This is a genomic window from Burkholderia sp. Bp9090, assembly GCF_003857985.1.
In the GTDB taxonomy this organism is placed as follows: Bacteria; Pseudomonadota; Gammaproteobacteria; order Burkholderiales; family Burkholderiaceae; genus Burkholderia.
Window position 1 is genome coordinate 61,624 of record NZ_QTPV01000037.1, and the last position, 18,877, is coordinate 80,500.

General features: G+C 68.3%; 17 protein-coding genes and 1 pseudogene. 5 read left to right on the forward strand and 13 right to left on the reverse strand.

The features are described 5' to 3' along the window. Nucleotides 1-115: 115 nt before the first annotated feature. Nucleotides 116-1,393 carry a YbfB/YjiJ family MFS transporter gene (locus DIE16_RS27130; RefSeq protein ID WP_124893751.1) on the reverse strand — a complete coding sequence of 426 codons (1,278 nt, stop codon included), beginning with the start codon at nt 1,391-1,393 and terminating at the stop codon, nt 116-118. Between the two features lie 124 nt (nt 1,394-1,517). On the opposite strand from DIE16_RS27130, the gene DIE16_RS27135 reads away from it, so the two are divergent. Further along, nucleotides 1,518-2,438, forward strand: a complete 921-nt coding sequence (locus tag DIE16_RS27135; protein ID WP_124488940.1) for a LysR family transcriptional regulator — start codon at nt 1,518-1,520, stop codon at nt 2,436-2,438. 260 nt (nt 2,439-2,698) lie between these two features. On the opposite strand, the gene alaS is transcribed toward DIE16_RS27135, so the two are convergent. Next, nucleotides 2,699-5,323 (reverse strand): alanine--tRNA ligase, encoded by a 2,625-nt coding sequence (gene alaS / locus DIE16_RS27140; RefSeq protein WP_124893752.1) that lies wholly within the window; start codon nt 5,321-5,323, stop codon nt 2,699-2,701. 240 nt (nt 5,324-5,563) lie between these two features. Between alaS and DIE16_RS27145 the strand changes: the two genes are divergently transcribed. Then, the gene (locus DIE16_RS27145; protein ID WP_124893753.1) at nt 5,564-6,784 is read left to right on the forward strand and encodes a CaiB/BaiF CoA-transferase family protein; all 1,221 of its coding nucleotides are present in this window, start codon (nt 5,564-5,566) and stop codon (nt 6,782-6,784) included. Nucleotides 6,785-6,843: 59 nt separating this feature from the next. Here DIE16_RS27145 and DIE16_RS27150 read toward each other — a convergent pair whose 3' ends face one another. Both DIE16_RS27150 and DIE16_RS27155 read right to left on the reverse strand, forming a co-directional pair. After that, on the reverse strand, nt 6,844-7,413 hold the full coding sequence (locus DIE16_RS27150) for a hypothetical protein (RefSeq protein ID WP_260434453.1): 570 nt from the start codon (nt 7,411-7,413) through the stop codon (nt 6,844-6,846). Beyond that, nucleotides 7,410-7,838, reverse strand: a complete 429-nt coding sequence (locus tag DIE16_RS27155) for a L,D-transpeptidase (RefSeq protein WP_124893754.1) — start codon at nt 7,836-7,838, stop codon at nt 7,410-7,412. Before DIE16_RS27155 ends, DIE16_RS27150 begins: the two co-directional genes overlap by 4 nt. Here DIE16_RS27155 and DIE16_RS27160 point away from each other — a divergent pair. Beyond that, the gene (locus DIE16_RS27160; RefSeq protein ID WP_124893755.1) at nt 7,837-8,082 is read left to right on the forward strand and encodes a hypothetical protein; all 246 of its coding nucleotides are present in this window, start codon (nt 7,837-7,839) and stop codon (nt 8,080-8,082) included. The genes DIE16_RS27155 and DIE16_RS27160 overlap by 2 nt on opposite strands. Before the next feature lie 34 nt (nt 8,083-8,116). Here DIE16_RS27160 and DIE16_RS27165 read toward each other — a convergent pair whose 3' ends face one another. Beyond that, nucleotides 8,117-8,671, reverse strand: coding sequence for an alpha/beta hydrolase (locus tag DIE16_RS27165; RefSeq protein ID WP_124893756.1), 555 nt, complete (start codon nt 8,669-8,671; stop codon nt 8,117-8,119). Between the two features lie 161 nt (nt 8,672-8,832). Continuing rightward, the gene (locus tag DIE16_RS27170; protein WP_006497729.1) at nt 8,833-9,042 is read right to left on the reverse strand and encodes an ornithine acetyltransferase; all 210 of its coding nucleotides are present in this window, start codon (nt 9,040-9,042) and stop codon (nt 8,833-8,835) included. A gap of 252 nt (nt 9,043-9,294) precedes the next feature. Here DIE16_RS27170 and DIE16_RS27175 point away from each other — a divergent pair, with 252 nt between their 5' ends. Further along, nucleotides 9,295-11,004, forward strand: a complete 1,710-nt coding sequence (locus DIE16_RS27175) for a glutamine--tRNA ligase/YqeY domain fusion protein (RefSeq protein ID WP_044846114.1) — start codon at nt 9,295-9,297, stop codon at nt 11,002-11,004. 118 nt (nt 11,005-11,122) lie between these two features. On the opposite strand, the gene DIE16_RS27180 is transcribed toward DIE16_RS27175, so the two are convergent. The 3 genes from DIE16_RS27180 to DIE16_RS27190 form a co-directional block, all read right to left on the reverse strand. Continuing rightward, entirely contained in the window at nt 11,123-11,593 is a 471-nt protein-coding gene (locus DIE16_RS27180; protein ID WP_124893757.1) for an NUDIX hydrolase, read from the reverse strand. A gap of 11 nt (nt 11,594-11,604) precedes the next feature. Beyond that, on the reverse strand, nt 11,605-11,991 hold the full coding sequence (locus tag DIE16_RS27185) for a hypothetical protein (RefSeq protein WP_044846115.1): 387 nt from the start codon (nt 11,989-11,991) through the stop codon (nt 11,605-11,607). A 120-nt stretch (nt 11,992-12,111) separates the two neighbouring features. Further along, nucleotides 12,112-13,461: a cytochrome-c peroxidase gene (locus DIE16_RS27190; protein ID WP_124893758.1), complete on the reverse strand. Its 1,350-nt coding sequence runs from the start codon at nt 13,459-13,461 to the stop codon at nt 12,112-12,114. A 221-nt stretch (nt 13,462-13,682) separates the two neighbouring features. On the opposite strand from DIE16_RS27190, the gene DIE16_RS27195 reads away from it, so the two are divergent. Beyond that, nucleotides 13,683-15,269, forward strand: coding sequence for an acid phosphatase (locus DIE16_RS27195; protein ID WP_044846117.1), 1,587 nt, complete (start codon nt 13,683-13,685; stop codon nt 15,267-15,269). A gap of 140 nt (nt 15,270-15,409) precedes the next feature. Here the strand turns inward: DIE16_RS27195 and DIE16_RS27200 are convergent, their stop codons facing one another. The 4 genes and pseudogenes from DIE16_RS27200 to DIE16_RS27215 all read right to left on the reverse strand — a co-directional run. Further along, nucleotides 15,410-16,957: an alginate export family protein gene (locus DIE16_RS27200; protein WP_124571882.1), complete on the reverse strand. Its 1,548-nt coding sequence runs from the start codon at nt 16,955-16,957 to the stop codon at nt 15,410-15,412. Next, the gene (locus DIE16_RS27205; RefSeq protein ID WP_124893759.1) at nt 16,954-17,652 is read right to left on the reverse strand and encodes a YoaK family protein; all 699 of its coding nucleotides are present in this window, start codon (nt 17,650-17,652) and stop codon (nt 16,954-16,956) included. Before DIE16_RS27205 ends, DIE16_RS27200 begins: the two co-directional genes overlap by 4 nt. Continuing rightward, nucleotides 17,649-18,566 carry a glyoxalase gene (locus DIE16_RS27210; RefSeq protein ID WP_124893760.1) on the reverse strand — a complete coding sequence of 306 codons (918 nt, stop codon included), beginning with the start codon at nt 18,564-18,566 and terminating at the stop codon, nt 17,649-17,651. The genes DIE16_RS27205 and DIE16_RS27210 overlap by 4 nt, the downstream gene beginning before the upstream one ends. 53 nt (nt 18,567-18,619) lie before the next feature. Then, a pseudogene (locus DIE16_RS27215) lies at nt 18,620-18,877 on the reverse strand (DoxX family protein); the annotation flags it as partial.

Sequence of the window (18,877 nt, forward strand, 5' to 3'; positions counted from 1 at the left end):
GATCTGGCGAACGCCCGGCGGCGGCCTGCCGGCCGCGTCGCGCGCCCGCTCGGCGCGGGAAAGGCCTCATTCTAGCGAGTTTGCCCGCGCCGCAGACGATCCGGCCCCGATGATGTCAGGGTTGCATGCGGGGTTGCGCGCGCCCGCGTGCGGCGGTTGCCGCGAAGCCGGCGGCACCGGCGAGCAACGCGCCAGCCGCGACCCACAGCGCCGGCGAGAACGACCCGAAGCGCGCGGTCAGCGGCGCGGCGACGAGCGGACCGAGAATCTGCCCGACCCCGTACGACGCGGTCGCATAGCCCATCAGCCCGGCCGCTCGCTCGCCATGCAGCCGCCGCGCCTCGCGCATCGCGAACAGCGTGATCGCGGTAAACGGCAGGCCGAGCAGCGCGCTGCCGGCCGAGAAGCCGGCCGCGTTCGGCCAGACGATCCCCGCCGCGATCCCGAGCGCCTGCGTCGCGCAGCCGGCGGCGAGCAACAGCCGGTTGTCCCAGTGGCCGGGCAATCGCGACGCGGCGATCGCGCCGACGATCAGCGCCGCGCCGAACATCGGCCAGAACAGGTCGGGCCACGGCGAGCCGGCCGGCAGCGCGGCACGCGCGATCACCGGCAGGAACGTCGCGGTGATGATGTAGCCGAAGCCCGGCATCCCGTACAGCACGACGAGCCACGCGGCGTCGGCGCGATGGCGCCGTGCGTCGTGCGGTGCCGCGGCCGGCGCGGCCGGTCGCTCGCGCACGGCCGGCGCCGCGGCGCCCCGCGCGGCGGTTGTCGAGGCGGCCGGCCCCGGCGCGCTGCCGAACGTGCGCCAGATCGCGACCGACAGCAGCGCCGACAACGCCGCGAAGCCGAGCCAGCCGGGCGCCGCGCGATGGCCGGCGAGCGCGCTGCCGATCAGCCCGGTCAGCACGATCCCGACGCCCGGCCCCGCGTAGATCACCCCGCTCCACTCGGGCGCATGCAGTTCGGTGAGCCGCCGCAGCCCCCATTGCGACACGAACACGAACGTCCATGCGCTGACGACGCCCGCGACGAAGCGCACCACGAGCCACACGGAGAGCAGATGGCCGACGCCCATCGCGGCAGTCAACAGCACGGTGGCGGCCAGCCCGAAGCGCACCATCCGCGCGGGCGCGACCCGCACGGCCGCGCAACTGACCGCGCCGACGAAATAACCCGCGTAGTTCGCCGACGCGAGCCAGCTGCCGGCCTTCAGGCCGATCGAGCCGTCGGCGAGCATCAGCGGCAGCAGCGGCGTGAACGCGAAGCGGCCGACGCCGAGCGCGACCGCCAGCCCGATCATGCAGGCGAGCGCGGCCGCGCGGGCGCGGCGGTCGGCGTCATCGGGCAGGTGTACGCCGGCGACGGCGCTCGGGGCATCGGAACGGGACATGGCGGCATGGGCCGCGCGCGGCGCGCGCCGGCCGGAACGGAAATCGGAACGCTTGTATCGTAGCTTGACCGAACGTTCTCGATAAATGAATAATCAAGAATCCACATATCTCCAGGAGAGAATCATGGACCTGGCGGCGCTGGCGATTTTCCGGGCTGTCGTGCGCGAGAACGGCGTGACGCGCGCGGCGGCGAAGCTCAACCGCGTGCAATCGAACGTGACGACGCGCATCAAGCAGCTCGAGGAGGAACTCGGCGCGGCGCTGTTCGTGCGCGACGGCCGCCGGCTCGTGCTGACGCCGGCGGGGCACACGCTACTGCCGTACGCGGAGCGGCTGCTCGCGCTTGCCGACGAGGCGCGCGACGCGGTGCGCGAGGACACGCCGCGCGGGCGGCTGCGCCTCGGCACGATGGAAAGCACGGCCGCGAGCCGGCTGCCGACCGTGCTCGCGCGTTATCACCATGCGTGGCCCGACGTGTCGCTGGAGCTCGTGACCGGCACGACCGGCTGGCTGATCGACAAGGTGCGCGACTTCGAGATCGACGCGGCGCTGTTTGCGCGGCCGCCCGAGCCGGACACGCTGCCCGACACGTTCGAGACGGTGCCGATCTTCCGCGAGGATCTCGTGCTGCTGACGCCGCGCGGCCATCCGCCGGTGCGCACGCCGCGCGACGTGATCCTGCCGACGCTGGTCGCGTTCGAGCGCGGCTGCACGTACCGGAAATACGTCGAGCAATGGTATGCGGCGCACGGGATGAAGCCCTCGCGTGTGCTCGAACTCGGTTCGTATCATGCGATCGTCGCGTGCGTCGCGGCCGGCGCCGGCATCGCGGTCGCGCCGCGCTCGGTGCTCGAGCTGCAGCCCGAGACCGGCAACGTCGCCGCTCACACGATCCCCGAACTCGAAGGGATCGACACGCTGCTCGCGTGGCGGCATGGTTACGCATCGGCGGCACTCGCCGCGTTGCGCGATGCGCTCGGTGAGGCTGCGCGGGAGCCGGGTGATGCGACCAAGGCGGCGGTGGCCGCATCGGTGTCGGCCTGAGTCGGGATCGCCGGCGGCCGCTGGTGCGCGCGCTCGATCTTCATTCCGACACGGGCGATGCGGCCAGGGCGGTGGTGGCCGCGTCGGCGTCTGCCCGAGCCGGGAACGCAGGCGAGCGCCAGCGAGCGCGCTAATTCTTCATACCGACAAAAACAAAACGACCCGACCGGCACACGTGCCGATCGGGTCGCTTTTTTTGATGCGAAGCGATGTGACGCGACGCGGTCAGCCCGACCACACCGCATCACCAGCCATGCCGATCAAAGACGCTCTTCGACCCAGCCCTTGACGCCTGCCAGCGCGCCCGGCAGGTTCGCCGGTTCCGTGCCGCCTGCCTGCGCCATGTCCGGACGGCCGCCGCCCTTGCCGCCGACCTGCTGCGCGACGAAGTTCACGAGCTCGCCGGCCTTGACCTTCTTGCTCGCGTCCGGCGTGACGCCCGCGATCAGGCTGACCTTGCCGCCTTCGACAGCCGCCAGCACGATCGCCGCGCTCTTCAGCTTGTCCTTCAGCTTGTCGACCGTCTCGCGCAGCGTCTTCGCGTCCGCGCCGTCGAGCGTCGCGGCCAGCACGAACACGCCGCCGACTTCGATCGCCTGCTGCGCGAGCTCGTCGCCCTGGCTCGACGCGAGCTTCGACTTCAGCGCGCCCAGTTCCTTCTCGAGCGACTTCACCTGGTCCTGCACCTGCGCGATGCGTTGCGTGAGTTCCGACGGCTGCGCCTTCAGCGCGGCGGCCGCTTCGTTCACGCGCGCATCGAGCTCCTGCACGTAGCGCACCGCGTTGTCGCCGGTGATCGCCTCGACCCGGCGGATGCCGGCCGCGACGCCGCCTTCGACGACGATCTTGAAGAAGCCGATGTCGCCGGTGCGGTGCACGTGCGTGCCGCCGCACAGTTCGCGCGAGAAGCCGAGATCGAGCACGCGCACTTCGTCGCCGTACTTCTCGCCGAACAGCGCCATCGCGCCGCCCTTCACCGCTTCGTCGTACGGCATCACGCGCACGATGCCCGGCGCGTTCGCGAGGATTTCACTGTTGACGATCTGCTCGACGCGACGGATTTCGTCGTCGGTCAGCGGCGCGTTGTGCGCGAAGTCGAAGCGGGTTTTCTCCGCGTCGACGAGCGAGCCCTTCTGCTGCACGTGTGCGCCGAGCACTTCACGCAGCGCCTTGTGCATCAGGTGGGTCGCCGAGTGGTTGCGCTGCGTGCGTGCGCGACGATGCGCGTCGATTTCCGCGCGCAGCACGTCGCCGACCTTCAGCGTGCCCTGTTCGAGCGTGCCGTGGTGGCCGATCACGTCGGCCTGCACCTTCAGCGTGTCGGCCACGGCGAAGCGCGTCGCTGCATTCGCGAGCACGCCCTGGTCGCCGACCTGGCCGCCCGACTCCGCGTAGAACGGCGTGTGGTCGAGCACGACGACCGCATCCTGGCCGTGCTTCACTTCGTTGACGGCCGAACCGTCGACGTACAGCGCGACGACCTTCGCGTCGTCGAACGCGATCTCTTCATAACCGTGGAACGTGGTCTTCGCGCCCGAGTATTCGAGGCCCTGCGTGGCCTTGAACTTGCCGGCCGCGCGCGCCTGCTCGCGCTGACGCGCCATCGCGTCGTCGAACGCCGGCTCGTCGACCGTCATCCCGCGCTCGCGGCACACGTCGGCCGTGAGGTCGAGCGGGAAGCCGTACGTGTCGTGCAGCTTGAACGCGAGTTCGCCGTCGAGCACCTTGCCGCCCTTCGCGTCGACATCCGCCAGCGCCGCTTCGAGGATCGACATCCCGTGCTCGATCGTCTCGAAGAAACGCTCTTCTTCCTGGCGCAGCACGTCGGTCACGCGCTGCTCGGCTTCCTTCAGTTCCGGATAGGCTGCGCCCATCTCGGCGACGAGGTCGGCCACCAGCTTGTGGAAGAACGAGCCCTTGCGGCCGAGCTTGTAGCCGTGGCGGATCGCGCGGCGCACGATGCGGCGCAGCACGTAGCCGCGGCCTTCGTTGCCGGGGATCACGCCGTCGACGATCAGGAACGAGCACGCGCGGATGTGATCGGCGATCACCTTCAGCGAGTTGTTCGTGAGGTCGCTGATCTCGGTCACGCGCGCGGCGGCCTTGATCAGGTTCTGGAACAGGTCGATCTCGTAGTTGCTGTGCACGTGCTGCAGCACCGCGGCGAGACGCTCGAGGCCCATGCCGGTGTCGACCGACTGCTTCGGCAGGCGCGTCATGTTGCCCTGCGCGTCGCGGTTGAACTGCATGAACACGAGGTTCCAGATCTCGATGTAGCGGTCGCCGTCTTCTTCAGGCGATCCCGGCGGGCCGCCCCACACGTCCGGGCCGTGGTCGTAGAAGATTTCGGTACACGGGCCGCACGGGCCGGTGTCGCCCATCGTCCAGAAGTTGTCCGACGCGTAGCGCGCGCCCTTGTTGTCGCCGATGCGGATGATCCGCTCGGTCGGCACGCCGACTTCCTTCGCCCAGATGTCGTACGCTTCGTCGTCTTCCTGGTAGACGGTGACCCACAGCTTTTCCTTCGGCAGCTGGTAGACCGTGGTCAGCAGTTCCCACGCGAAGCGGATCGCGTCGTGCTTGAAGTAGTCGCCGAACGAGAAGTTGCCGAGCATCTCGAAGAACGTGTGGTGGCGCGCCGTGTAGCCGACGTTCTCGAGGTCGTTGTGCTTGCCGCCCGCGCGCACGCTGCGCTGCGCGGTCGTGGCGCGCGTGTACGGACGCGGATCCGTGCCGAGGAACACGTCCTTGAACTGGACCATGCCCGAGTTCGTGAACATCAGCGTGGGGTCGTTACCGGGCACGAGGCTCGACGAGCGGACGATCGTGTGGCCCTTCGATTCGAAGAATTTGAGGAATTTCTCGCGGATTTCGGCAGCTTTCATGGCGTGCGGGGAATGTCTGGCTGAGACGGCTTCAAACGCCGGCCGTCCTCGCGGACGCACGGCGGGCAGATATCGTAAACGAGCGATTATACGATACAGATCGGCGGCTCCCACGCCAGCGGCCCGCCGCGCCGGACGAGCGGCCTGGGCCACCGGCGCGGCCGATTCGCCTTAAGATGCTCGGCATGCCAATCCGCCTTGCCTCGGGCCGGGCGAGCCATGAAAGGAGACGATTCGACGATGGGTGCCCTGAGCCATATCCGCGTGCTGGACCTCACCCGCGTGCTCGCGGGCCCGTGGTGCGCGCAGACGCTTGCCGATTTCGGCGCGGACGTGATCAAGGTCGAGCGCCCCGGCGCCGGCGACGACACGCGCCACTGGGGGCCGCCGTACCTGAAGGACGCGACCGGCGCCGATACGGCCGAGGCCGCGTACTACCTCGCGGCGAACCGCAACAAGCGCTCGGTGACGGTCGACATCGCGACGCCGGAAGGCCAGCAGATCGTGCGCGAGCTCGCCGCGCAGAGCGACGTCGTGCTCGAGAACTACAAGGTCGGCCAGCTGAAGAAATACGGGCTCGATTACGAATCGCTGCGCGCGGTGAAGCCCGATCTCGTCTACTGCTCGGTCACCGGGTTCGGCCAGACGGGCCCGTACGCGCACCGCGCGGGCTACGACTTCATCGTCCAGGGGATCGGCGGCTTCATGAGCATCACCGGCGAGCGTGACAGCGAGCCGGGCGGCGGGCCGCAAAAAGCCGGCGTGGCGATCGCCGATCTCGCGACGGGCCTCTATTCGACGATCGCGGTGCTCGCCGCGCTCGCGCACCGCGATCGCACGGGCGAAGGCCAGTACATCGACATGGCGCTGCTCGACGTGCAGGTCGCGCTGCTCGCGAACATGAACACCAACTTCCTCGCGAGCGGCAAGCCGCCGGTGCGCTGGGGCAACGCGCACCCGAACATCGTGCCTTACCAGACGTTCCAGACGAGCGACGGCTGGATCATCGTCGCGGTCGGCAACGACGGGCAGTTCCGCAAGTTCGTCGAGGCCGGCGGGCGGCCCGAGCTGGCCGACGACGAACGGTTCGCGACGAATCCGTCGCGCGTGCGCCACCGCGACACGCTGGTGCCGATCCTCGCGGAGATGGTGAAGGCGCGCGGCAAGGCCGACTGGATCGCCGTGCTCGAAGCGGCCGGCGTGCCGTGCGGGCCGATCAACGAACTCGACGAGGTGTTCGACAACGAACAGGTGGTCGCGCGCGGAATGCAGGTGTCGCTGCCGCACCCGTGCGGCGCGGACGTGAAGCTCGTGCGCAATCCGATCCGGATGAGCGCGACGCCGCCCGATGCGCGCACCGCCCCGCCGCTGCTGGGCGCGCAGACGGAAGACGTGCTGCGCGACATGCTCGGCTACGACGATGTGCGGATCGCCGCGTTGAAGGCGAAGCGGGCGATTTGAGCGCGTGTGATACCTGGCCGACCGCCCACGCAAGCAGTGTCGGCCGGGTATATCGGGGGTCAGTGCTGCGCAAGCGTATCGCACCCGCCAGCGAGCAGTGCGAGCGCGGCACGCGCGGCCGGATCGACGACGATCGCACGACCGCCCGCGCCCGGGAGGCCGGTGACTGCCACCGTGTCCGTGTCGGCCGCCCCCCGGAATACCAATGTCGGAAGCGGTTCGGAGGCGACGCGATCGCGCATTTCCAACGTGCCGAGCGGCGTCGGGAACGCCGTCGCAAGCTCGGCGACGGGCACACTGCCACGCACGATCAGCGTGGTGAGCGGCGCGAGCCGGTCGGCCAGCCCAGGGGGCGCGACACACTGCCGGGAAACACGGCCGTCGAACGTGACGCGCACGGAGAACGGCGCCGCCGACTGCACGCGATGAGCGTTCACGTTCAGCGTACCGGCGGTGTAGACGAACGACATCACCTCATCCGGCTGCACACTGAGTATTTCGGTACCCGGCGCGATCGGCACGCGACTGCCGGCGCTTCCGACCATGCTTCGCCAAGCCAATACGACGAGCACGGCGACGAACACCACGCCGGCCGCGCGAGCGAGCTGGCCTGTTGCCGCGGGCGTCATGACACCTGCACCATGGTTCCGACCGGTGTCCATTCGTACAGCTGCCGCGCATCGGCCTCGTTCAGCCGCACACATCCGCGCGAGCCGAACCGGTCACTCAGTGAATTGCGAGCCAGCCGCACGACGCCGAGCGGCATCGGTCCGTGGTATTGATGAAAAGCCTTGCCATCCGCGGTGAAGAACATTGCATGATCCATCTGCACGTTATACATGCGACTGCGATAAGGGTGGTGCTTGCGGAGGATTCTGAACGTGCCCCGATCGGTCGGGTGCTCGCGGTCGCCTGTCACGCAGTCGAAGCGGAACACGCAAACGCGCCCCTCGTATGCTTCCACGCATTGCCGTGACAGATCAACCTGAATCCGTTTCGTCGCAGCTCCGTTGTTTTCTTTGGTGCGGTCGGATCGTGCGGGCTGGACTGGCATGGAGGCTTTCCGTCTGGTCGAATGGCCCGCCAGACTACCCACTACCGACTTCAAGCGATATGGGACACGTCAGAAATTCGGAGCGCTGTCCAACGGCAGGGCGAGTCCGCTGCCGCGCACGCCTACCGCGATGAGCCCGGATGGCGCGACACGCTACGGGGGACTGTCGACGCGCGTGGCTCCGCCGTTGCTGTGCCACGACAACGAACGGATCGCGGCGTTGAAGGCGAAGCAGACGATCTGAAGGTCCTGCGGTCCGCCCACCCTGCGCGCCACGGTCAACCCGCGACCGCCAGCGCGTCGAGCCAGCCGCGCCCCTGCGGCCAGTCGCCGAGCCCGCTGTCCGCGTTGATGTGGCCGCGCGGGCCGAGGTCATGAAACGCGCTGCCCCACGCGTGCGCGCAGTTGCGCGCGAACGCGAGCGAGCCGTACGGATCGTCGCTGCTCGCAACCACGCAGGTCGGAAACGGCAGCCGCTCGTGCGGCACCGGCCCGAAACCGTGCGCGTCGGCCGGAAACGCCGGCCCGGCCGGATCGGGCAACGCGACGAGCAGCGCGCCGCGCACTTTCTCGAGCGCGGCCGGCCGCGCGTAACGGGTCGCCCACCACGCGGTGGTCAGCGTGCCGAGGCTGTGCGCGGCGATCGTCACGGGGCCCGGCGCGGCTTCGACCGCACGATCGAGCGCGAGACACCAGCCGTTGCGGAACGCACGGTCCCAGTCGGGCATCGCGATGCGTACGAAACGCGCGTCGGCGCGCTCCCAGCGGCTTTGCCAGTGGAACGGGCCGGAGTTGCCGTAGCCCGGCAGCACGAAAACGAGAGAATCGCTCATGGAAGGTTCGTCGACGAATGAAGTCGTTATGTGATGTCGACGAAGTGTCGCACACCCGCTCCTCCCTGATGCTGCCTGTCGAATCGCGGAATGGATGTGCGGTGTATGAATCGGTCGCGCTGCGCACGCGACCGGCCGGCGCTCACGCGCGCCGGCTTCGGTCAGCGCACGCCGGCGCCGACGAGGCCGCCTGCCGCGGCGCCGGCGACCGTGCCGACCGGGCCGCCCGTGATCAGGTAGCCGAGCGCGCCGCCCGCTGCCGCGCCGATCCCGGCGTTACGCTGCGTATGCGTCATCGCGCATGCGCCGAGTTGCGACAGGGCCGCGACGATTACCGCGGTACGAACGAGAAAAGTGGTCTTCTTCATCATGATTGTTGGCTTCCTCCCGCCCCGCAAAAACTGCGAATGGCGGCATTGATTCGGTGAAGCCATCATAGGAAAAGCCGAATGCGGGGGGCAATCCGATTTACGTCGTGTTACAGCCGACACACTATCGAGATATTGCGATCGGCAGCGCGAACCGCCCTGTCGACGCCGCAACCCGCGCGGGACGGACCCCGGTCAGGTAGAATTACGGGATTAAACCGGCGCGACGCGCCGACACAACCTGACGCCAACCGCATGAGCACCGAACGCAACGACGCCCCCGCGGCTTCCAATTTCATCCGCAACATCATCGACGACGACAACCGCACCGGCAAATGGAGCGGCCGCGTCGAGACGCGCTTTCCGCCCGAGCCGAACGGCTATCTGCACATCGGCCATGCCAAGAGCATCTGCCTGAACTTCAGCGTCGCGCGCGACTACGGCGGCGTGTGCCACCTGCGCTTCGACGACACGAACCCGGAAAAGGAAAGCGTCGAATACGTCGACTCGATCGTCGACGCCGTGCGCTGGCTCGGCTTCGACTGGCGCAAGGACGCGGTCGATCACCAGTATTTCGCGAGCGACTACTACGACAAGCTGTACGAATTCGCCGAGCTGCTGATCCAGCGCGGCAAGGCGTACGTCGACAGCCAGAGCGCCGAGGAAATGCGCGCGAACCGCGGCTCGCTGACCGAAGGCGGCAAGCCGTCGCCGTTCCGCGACCGCTCGCCCGAGGAAAACCTCGACCTGTTCCGCCGGATGAAGGCCGGCGAGTTCAAGGAAGGCGAGCACGTGCTGCGCGCGAAGATCGACATGGCGTCGCCGAACATGAACATGCGCGACCCGGTGATCTACCGGATCCGCTACGCGCATCACTACCGTACCGGCGACGCATGGTGCGTGTATCCGATGTACGACTACACGCACTGCATCTCGGATGCGCTCGAAGGCATCACGCATTCGCTGTGCACGCTCGAATTCGAGGATCACCGCCCGCTGTACGACTGGGTGCTGAACGAACTCGCGGAAGCCGGCGTGTTCACGCGCCCGCTGCCGCAACAGATCGAATTCTCGCGCCTGAACCTCACGTACGCGATCACCAGCAAGCGCAAGCTGCTGCAGCTCGTCACCGAAGGTCATGTCGAAGGCTGGGACGACCCGCGCATGCCGACGATCGTCGGCATCCGCCGCCGCGGCTTCACGCCGGAGAGCATCCACCTGTTCTGCGAGCGGATCGGCGTGACGAAGGTCGATTCGTGGATCGACATGAGCGTGTTCGAAGGCGCGCTGCGCGACGACCTCGACGACAAGGCGCCGCGCTCGGTCGCCGTGCTCGATCCGCTGAAGCTCGTGATCGACAACTATCCGGAAGGCCAGGAAGAAGCGTGCACGGCGCCCGTGCACCCGCACCACCCCGACCGCGGCGTGCGCACCTTCCCGATCTCGCGCGAGTTGTGGATCGAGCGCGAGGACTTCGTCGAGAACCCGCCGAAGGGCTATTTCCGCCTGTTCCCGGGCAACAAGGTGCGCCTGCGCTACGGCTACGTGATCGAATGCACGGGCTTCGACAAGGACGCCGACGGCAACGTGACGGCCGTGCACTGCAACTACTTCCCGGACAGCAAGTCGGGCACCGAAGGCGCGAACAACTACAAGGTCAAGGGCAACATCCACTGGGTCAGCGCGAAGCACGCGCAGGCGGCCGAAGTGCGGATCTACGACCGGCTGTTCAAGGCGCCGCACCCGGACGCGGGCGGCGCGAACTTCCTCGAGGCGCTGAACCCGGACTCGAAGAAGGTCACGCAGGCCTACGTCGAGCCGGGCGCCGGCGACGTCGCGCCGGAAACGCGCCTGCAGTTCGAGCGTCACGGCTATTTCGTCGCCGACCGCGTCGATTCGAAGCCGGGCAAGCCCGTGTTCAACCGGATCGTCGGGCTGCGCGACAGCTGGGGCAAGCCGGCCTGACGGCCTGCTCCGCGCGCGGCGCGGCGGCCTCGCACCGCCCGCCGCAGGATGAAAAAAAACGGCCTTCGGGCCGTTTTTTATTGTGTGCGCGCAAGCGCGGCTGCGCCGGCCGCCGCGCTTACGCGCTCGCCAACCGCCGGTGCAGATCCGCGAGCGACAGCGTCGTGCGAAACAGCCGCGCGAGGCTGCGGCTTGCATACGCGTCGATGTCGCCGGGCGCGGTCCAGCGATACGCGTCCATCTCGGGAATCAGCGAGCCGTCGCGACGGCTCGGGAACAGCGACGTGCACGTGCAGCGCGCGGGATCGATCTCGTCGTCCGCGACCTGCACCGCGAACAGGTGCAAGTCCTTGTCGTGACGGTAGGCGAAGCGGCCGAGATCGAGCAGCCGCGCCGGCGCGAACTCGATGCCGGTTTCCTCGCGCAGCTCCCGCAGCGCCGCGTCGACCGGCGATTCGCCGGGCTCGCCCTGCCCCTTCGGGATGTCCCAGTGCGTGGTGTCCGTCGCGTGCGCGAGGAATACGCGGCCGGCCCCGTCGAGAATCACGACGCCGCACGACACCGTGCGCGACGCACCGCTGCGCTTCATTGCACGCGCGCTCAGCGCTTCTGCAGCTGCCACTTGCCCGTGGCGGTCTTGCAATAGACGGGCTTGAGCGTCAGCGTCTGGCCCTTCGCGGAAATGTCGGTGGCGATCTCGCGGCAGGTCTTGCCGTCGTTCTCGGACGTCGACGGCGTGAGCTTCGCATCGATCTGCGTGCCGCGGCCGCTGCTCTGCCAGGTCGTGGTCTCGCCGTCCTTGCCTTCGTCGCGCACCTGCGCCACGGCCTTGGCCAGCGACGCACGGTCGGTCTTGCTGAAGTAGGCGAGCGGCGTGTCGTTCAGGAAGCCCAGGTTGCTCTGTGCGTAGGCAGGCAGCATCGCGGCTGCGCACGCGGCGCCGGCCAGCACGCGCGTGACGACGGAAAGGGATGCACGCATCGACATGTGTTGTTCTCCTTGGATGTTCGATCGAACGGCATGGCGCGCGGCCGGCACTCCGGCGGCCGGCGAACCGGCACGCCCGTCAGCCAGCGAGCATAGCATGCGTGCCGCCAGGAACGTCGTCTAGCGGGCCGCCGACGCGGCTGCCGGTTGATATCCGTCGGTCAGCGTGTTCAGGAACGCGATCACGTCCTTGATCTCGGCCGCGTTCAGCGCGGGCGCGTCGCCGCGCTTGCGGTCGAACGGCGACTCGCGGTTGATGTTCGGCCAGTAGCGCTTCGGCAGGTCGTCGTAGACCTGCACCTTGCCGTGCACGACCGGATAGAACTTCTCCGGATGGATGTCACGCTCGACGTAGAAGCGCATCACGTCCTCGAGCGAGTGGTACACGCCGTTGTGGAAGAACGTCTTGCGCAGCGCGACGTTGCGCAGCGACGGCGTGCGGAACAAGCCGCAGAATTCGTCACGGCCCTTCAGGTCGGTGCGCTCGGGGCCGCACGCGCCGAGGTCGTAAAAGCGCGGATCGCGATTGACCGGCAGCGCGCGGTTGCGCGGCACCGCGATCGCGATCAGGCCGAAATCGCTGAACTGCGGCGGGCCGCCTTCGAGCGTGCGCTGGCTCACGTGGCAGCTCGCGCAGTTGCCCTTCTTCTCGTCGTTGAACAGCTGCAGCCCGCGCAGCTCCGCGGGCGTGAGCTGCGCGTGGCCGGCCAGATAGGCGTCGTACTTGCTCGTGTACGGATCGAACAGCGCCGGCTGCTGCTGGAATGCGTCGAGCGCGCGCAGCACCGCACCGAACGTCGCCTGGTCGTCGCCGAGAACCTGATCGCCGAACGCCTTGCGGAACGCGTCGGCATACGGCGCGGCGCGAACCGCCTTCGCAACCCGCGCCGGCGAACTGCTCATCTCGAAGGGCGACGTGAGCGGAATGCGCGCCTGCGCATCGCGCGTATCGACGCGGCCATCCCAGGTCAGCCCGCCGGTCGGGCCCGCATCGATGCTTTCGTCACCTTCGTCCGGCGAATCGTGGAAGTGCTCGCTGAACGGCGGAATGCCGCGCAGGTACTTCAGCGACGGCACCGCACGAAAGCCCGTGCTGTGCATGTCGTCGCCGCCGAGTTGCACCGACAGCGCGTTCGGCGGCCCGAACGCATGCTCGGCGCTATGGCACGACGCGCACGCGAGCTTGCCGGACCCCGACAGCGACGGATCGGAGAACAACTGTTTGCCGAGCGCCGTCATCTGCTTCACGCCCTCGAATACCTGTGCGCGCGTCTGCGGCTGGCTGGCCGGCGCGACCGCCGGAGCGGCCGGTGCGGCCTGTGCCGCCGGCACGATGGCGGCGGCCGATGCATCGGCACCGGGGCGCGCATCGCAACCGGCGAGCGCCGCGAGCCCGCCGACCAGCGCCAGCGCCGCCGCGGCAGGGATCAGCGATCGCGCGGACGCGAAGGATTTCAGAAGGCTGTGCATCGTCGTTCTTCTTGTAGCGGTGGGCAATCGGCCGGAGCTTATGTCAGTTCCGTGACCGCCGCATGACGTTCGACCGACAGTCATTTGAAAGCGCCCCTACACCCGGCTGTCAAATCGGTTCCAGATAATGCGCGCAGCCGGCAGGTGTCCGAAGGTTCCCGCGCCGGCCCGACACCACCGCGATTCCCACACGCGACACACGACGAAAGAGAGAACATCGCATGAAGAAGCACGCCTGGATTCGTTACACGCCGATCGCCCTCGCGGCCGCGCTCAGCCTGACCGCCTGCGGCGGCGACGATGTCACGCAGCAAGGCCTGTCGGCCGTCAAGAACGTCGTCGTGATCTACGCGGAAAACCGCAGCTTCGACAACCTGTACGGCAACTTCCCGGGCGCGAACGGCCTGCAGAACGCGACGGCGGCGAACTCGGTGCAGAAGGATCGCGACGGCTCGACGATGGCGACGCTGCCGAAGATCTGGGGCGGCCTGACCGCGACCGGCATCACGCCGGCGGTCACCGAAGCGATGACGGCGAACCTGCCGAACGCGCCGTTCGCGATCGACGATCCGAAGGGCTTCAACCAGTCGATGAGCATCGCGACGCGCGACATCGTGCACCGCTTCTACCAGGACCAGATGCAGATCAACGGCGGCAAGAACGACATGTACGCCGCATGGACCGATGCAGGCGGCCTGACGATGGGCCACTACACGCCGGACCCGTCGAAGCTGCCGCTGTGGAAGATCGCGCAGCAGTACGTGCTCGCCGACAACTTCTTCATGGGCGCGTTCGGCGGCTCGTTCCTGAACCACCAGTACCTGATCTGCGCGTGCGCGCCGTTCTACGCGAACGCGAATACGAGCCCCGCGGCCGGCAAGATCGCCGTGTTGAACGCGGACGGCAAGTCGCTGAAGGTTGCGACGAACTCGCCCGCGTCCGCGCTCAGCGGCCCGCCGAAGTTCGTCAACGACGGCGCGATCACGCCCGACTTCTTCGCGGTCAACACGATGCAGCCGCCGTATCAGCCGAGCGGCAACAAGGCAGCCACGGGCGGCGATCCGCTGCTCGCCGATCCGGCCAATCCGTCGACGATGCCGCCGCAGACGGCGACCAACATCGGCGACCTGATGACCAACGCGGGCGTGTCGTGGGCATGGTACGGCGGCGCGTGGGGCCAGGCGCTGCAGGCAAGCCAGAACGGCACGTCGAACGTGATCTACGGCGCCGACCTGTCGACGCCGAACTTCCAGCCGCACCACCAGCCGTTCAACTACTTCGCGAACCAGGCACCGGGCACCGCGAGCCGCGCGCAGCACCTGCTCGACGGCGGCGCGAACGGCGCCGAGTTCATCAAGGCGATCGACGCGGGCACGCTGCCGCAGGTCACGTTCTACAAGCCGCAAGGCAACCTGAACGAGCACCCGGGCTACACGGACGTCACCTCCGGCGACCAGCACATCGCCGACGTGATCGCGCACCTGCAGGCAAGCCCGCAGTGGAAGAACATGGTCGTCGTCGTCACGTACGACGAGAACGGCGGCTTCTGGGATCATGCCGCGCCGCCGACCGCCGATCGCTGGGGTCCGGGCACGCGTATTCCGGCGCTGATCGTGTCGCCGTACGCGAAGAAGGGTTTCGTGGACCACACGCAGTACGACACGGGTTCGATCCTGCGTCTCATCACGCGCCGCTTCTCGCTGCCGCGCCTGCCGGGCCTGCAGCAGCGCGACGACGCGCTGAAGGCGAACGGCGCGCAGCCGATGGGCGACCTGACGAACGCGCTCACGCTGTCGCCGAACCTGTAACGGCATCGCCGCGAACGGGCCGGCCGCGCGGCCGGCCCGGACGAACGAAGGGCAACCCGCGGCGACCTGCACCCCAAACGCCGGATGCGAATCCAGCCTTTGGGGTGTTTTTCATGCGCGCGCGTTGCCGCGCGGCCGCGTCACCAGCCGTACTTCAGCTCGACGCCGACGTAGTCCGCGTTGTGTCCGCCCGCCTGCCGGATCGCGTCGCCGACCTGGAAGTGCACGGCCTCGACGGCGCCGATCAGGTTCGCGGCGATCGTCCAGTCCGCGCGCAGCTGCACGTACATCCCCGTCCAGCGGCCGCCCTTGCCTGCCGTGCCGGGCACCGGAATGTTCGGCTGCTGATAGACGGCGTCGCCGGTCGTCTCGCGCCACTGGAAACCCAGCGCGCCCAGCAGCGACAGGTTCGCCGACGGCTTCAGCGTCACGGACGGCTTCACGTGGATCAGGTTCGCATAGCTCGTGTAGCCGGCCAGCGTGAAGTAATAGCCGTTCGGAAACAGCGGATTGAAGGTGCCGACGCGGCCGTCGTGCGGATGCCGGTCGCCCGAGGCCGCATCGATCTGCAACGCGACGCGCGGCGACCACGGCGCATCGAGCTTGTAGCCCGCGATCGAGCCGACGGCCCACGCACCGATCGTGTCGTTGCCGACCGTCCCGGTCTGCAGCATCGTCTCGAGATCCCAGTCGAAACGGCCCTGCGTGCCCGTGTAGCGAACGTCCCACACATCGCGATGCTCGGCGCCGCTCGCATCGAGGAAACGCGCGTTGCGGCGGTTGTAGCGCGACCAGTAGCCGGACAGGTCGCCCGGCCCGACCGACTGCCGCTCGAAGCGCACGCCGCTGAACGTGAGACCGCGATTGGACACGTCGTCGAAATCGGACGCGTTGCGGTTCTGCACCGGTTGCGTCGCGTAGCCGATGAAGCGCCATTTCCCGTATTCGTAATCGGCCCAGACCGCATCGAACGCCTGCCGCACGTTCGGGCCGTCGCGCGTGGCGATGAAGCGCTGCAGGTCGAACGCCATTTCCTGCCGGCCGACGCGGAACTTGAACGTGCCGCCGCCGAGCGCGCCCGTGTAGGTCGCGAACGCCTGTTCGAGATCGAGCGGGTTTTTGTCGACGGGCGACACCGTGTTCTTGCCGAACGCGCGCGCGTCCTGCAACTGCGCGAAGAACTGCCAGTGCTGGCCGAGATGCGCATCGGCATGCACTTCGACGCGCTGGATCAGGTACGTGTCCGATTGCGCGGAGCCGATTCCGAACAGCGGCGCGTCGTTGGTCTCCAGCCGCTCGCGCAGGTTCACGCCGAGCGATAGATAGGAGGCCGGATCGTTGCCGAGCGGAATGTATTTCAGCCCGTCGAGCGGCGCGCGCGGCACGCACGGATTCGCGAGCACCGACCAGTCCTCCTGCCAGCGGTTGAACAGCACCGTCGGGCGCTTGGCCGTACAGGCCGATGCGGCGGTGGCCGTCTGGGTCGCTGCCGGCGTCGAGGTCGAAACCGATGACGCAGCCGAAGGCTGCGCCGGTCCTTGCGTCGGTGTCGAAGTCGAAGTCGTTTCAGCCGCCGTTTCCGCGACCGCCGCGTCGGCGCCCGCGCACAACAGCGCCGCGACGACCGACAGGCGCGCGGCCCGTTCGAAGCCGCGGGCATCGCGTCTGCGCTGCCCCCGCGCGATCATGCGCGCTCCTGCGCGGCGGGTGCGGCCGCTTGCGCCGCACACAGTGCAAGCGTCGCGAGCGCGCCGACCGGCGCGAGCAGCGCCAGGAATCCGGCGTAGCGGAACCCGAGCGCACCGCACGCCGCGCCGAGCGCGAACGCGACGATCGCCGGCAGCATCTTGCCGAAGCGCGCCCGCGCCGCCGCGCGCGCGGCGTCGGCCGTGCCGGCCGACAGCAGGTCGACGACGTCGAGGATCGCCTGCGTCACGTTGCCCGTCATCACCGTGTTCGGCACGCCGCCCGCGCGCGAAATCACGCGCGGATGCGCGTTCTGCACGCCCATCGCGAACGTGCCGACGATGCCGGCCACGAGCGCCGGCAAGCTGTCGGGCTGCGTGACGGGCGTCGCCCACACGCCGGCCGCGCAGAAGCCGAGCAGCAGCACGGCCTGCACCGCGTGCAGCGCGCGCGTGCCCTGCCAGGCGGGCCGCCCGGACATCGACCGCGCGATCAGGCTCGCCGCGATCACGCCGCACACGAACGCGGGAAACACGCTGAGCTTCAGCACGACACCCTGGCCGAAGCCCGCGATGCCCGCGCCGATCAGCACGAAGTTGCCCGTCACGTGTGCGGTGAACAGCCCGAACAGCGCGACGAAGCTCAGCGTATCGACGAAGCCGGCCACCGCGGCAAGGATCGTGTCTTCGTGCTTCATCGCGCTGCGCTCGCGTGGATTTCGGCGACGTAGCCGCCCGGGAACTGCACGAGTGCCGCGTCGCGGCCGTCTGCGGTGTACGGCGGCACGAGCACGCTCACACCCGCCGCCTTGGCCTTCTCCAGCGTGGCGGCCAGGTCCGACACGTCGTAGCCCGTCATCTCGCGCCCGTACGGGTAAGGCAGATGGCCGTCCGTCACGAGCACGGTCATCTTGCCGAAGCCCGATTCGATGCGAATCCGGCGATACGTGTCGTTCGGCCGGCCGATCTCGATGCCCGGCGCCTTCAGGTTATCGGACACCACCTTGCCTTTCGAGAACTTGACGAAATCGTGCACGAACTTGCGTACGCTTTGTGGCGACACGTAGACCCGGTTCTCGGGGATGGTCTGCAACGCGTCGTAGTGCGGCGCCTGGGTGTGCCAGTAGAGCTGCATGTTCACGCCGCCCGTCCACGCAACGACCGCATCGCGGCCGATCGGATCGGGGAACGTGTCGACGATCACGTCGGCGCCGTGCTCGCGCGCCGACTTCACCGCGACGTCCATGTCGGTGACGAGATAGCCGGTGCGCTCCGCGCAGAACGGATACGGGACCGGCGTCTTGAAGCCGAACACCGAGATCGTGCCGACCGGCGTCAGCACGAGTTGCGACATCGTCTGGCTCGGCGTCGGCGTGACCTGGAACACGCCCTGCTTCGATTTCTTGCCGCCGAACGTCGCGACGAAACTGTCGGTGAAGCGGTCGAAGTCTTCCGGCGCGACGCACACGTGCGTGGTGTCGTACTGCGGACCGACGGCCACCGTCGGCGCGACTGCGGGCGGCACCGGCGGTTTCGCGAACACGCCACCTGGCGCGGCGACGAGGCCGGTGGCAAGCGCAAGCGCCAGCAACACGGAACGAAGGGTTCTCATAACGGATATCCTTGTTGTTTCATCAAATGGTGCAACGGCCCGGTAAACCCCGGTCACGCGCGGCCGTCGCCGGCCGGTTGCCGCGCATCGTGGAGCACGGTCGCGAGCACAAGTGCCGCGATCAGCCCAAGATGCTCGAAAAAGCTGTTGAGCGCCATGAAATGTTCGGCGCCCGAGCGGTTCCAGAAATCGTTCGCCACGACCATCGCGACGAGCGTCAGCATGCCGAGGCTCCCGGCGCCGAGCCACGTGAAGCGGCGAAACACCACGCACAGCGAACCGCCGATCTCGACGACAATCGCCAGTGCAGC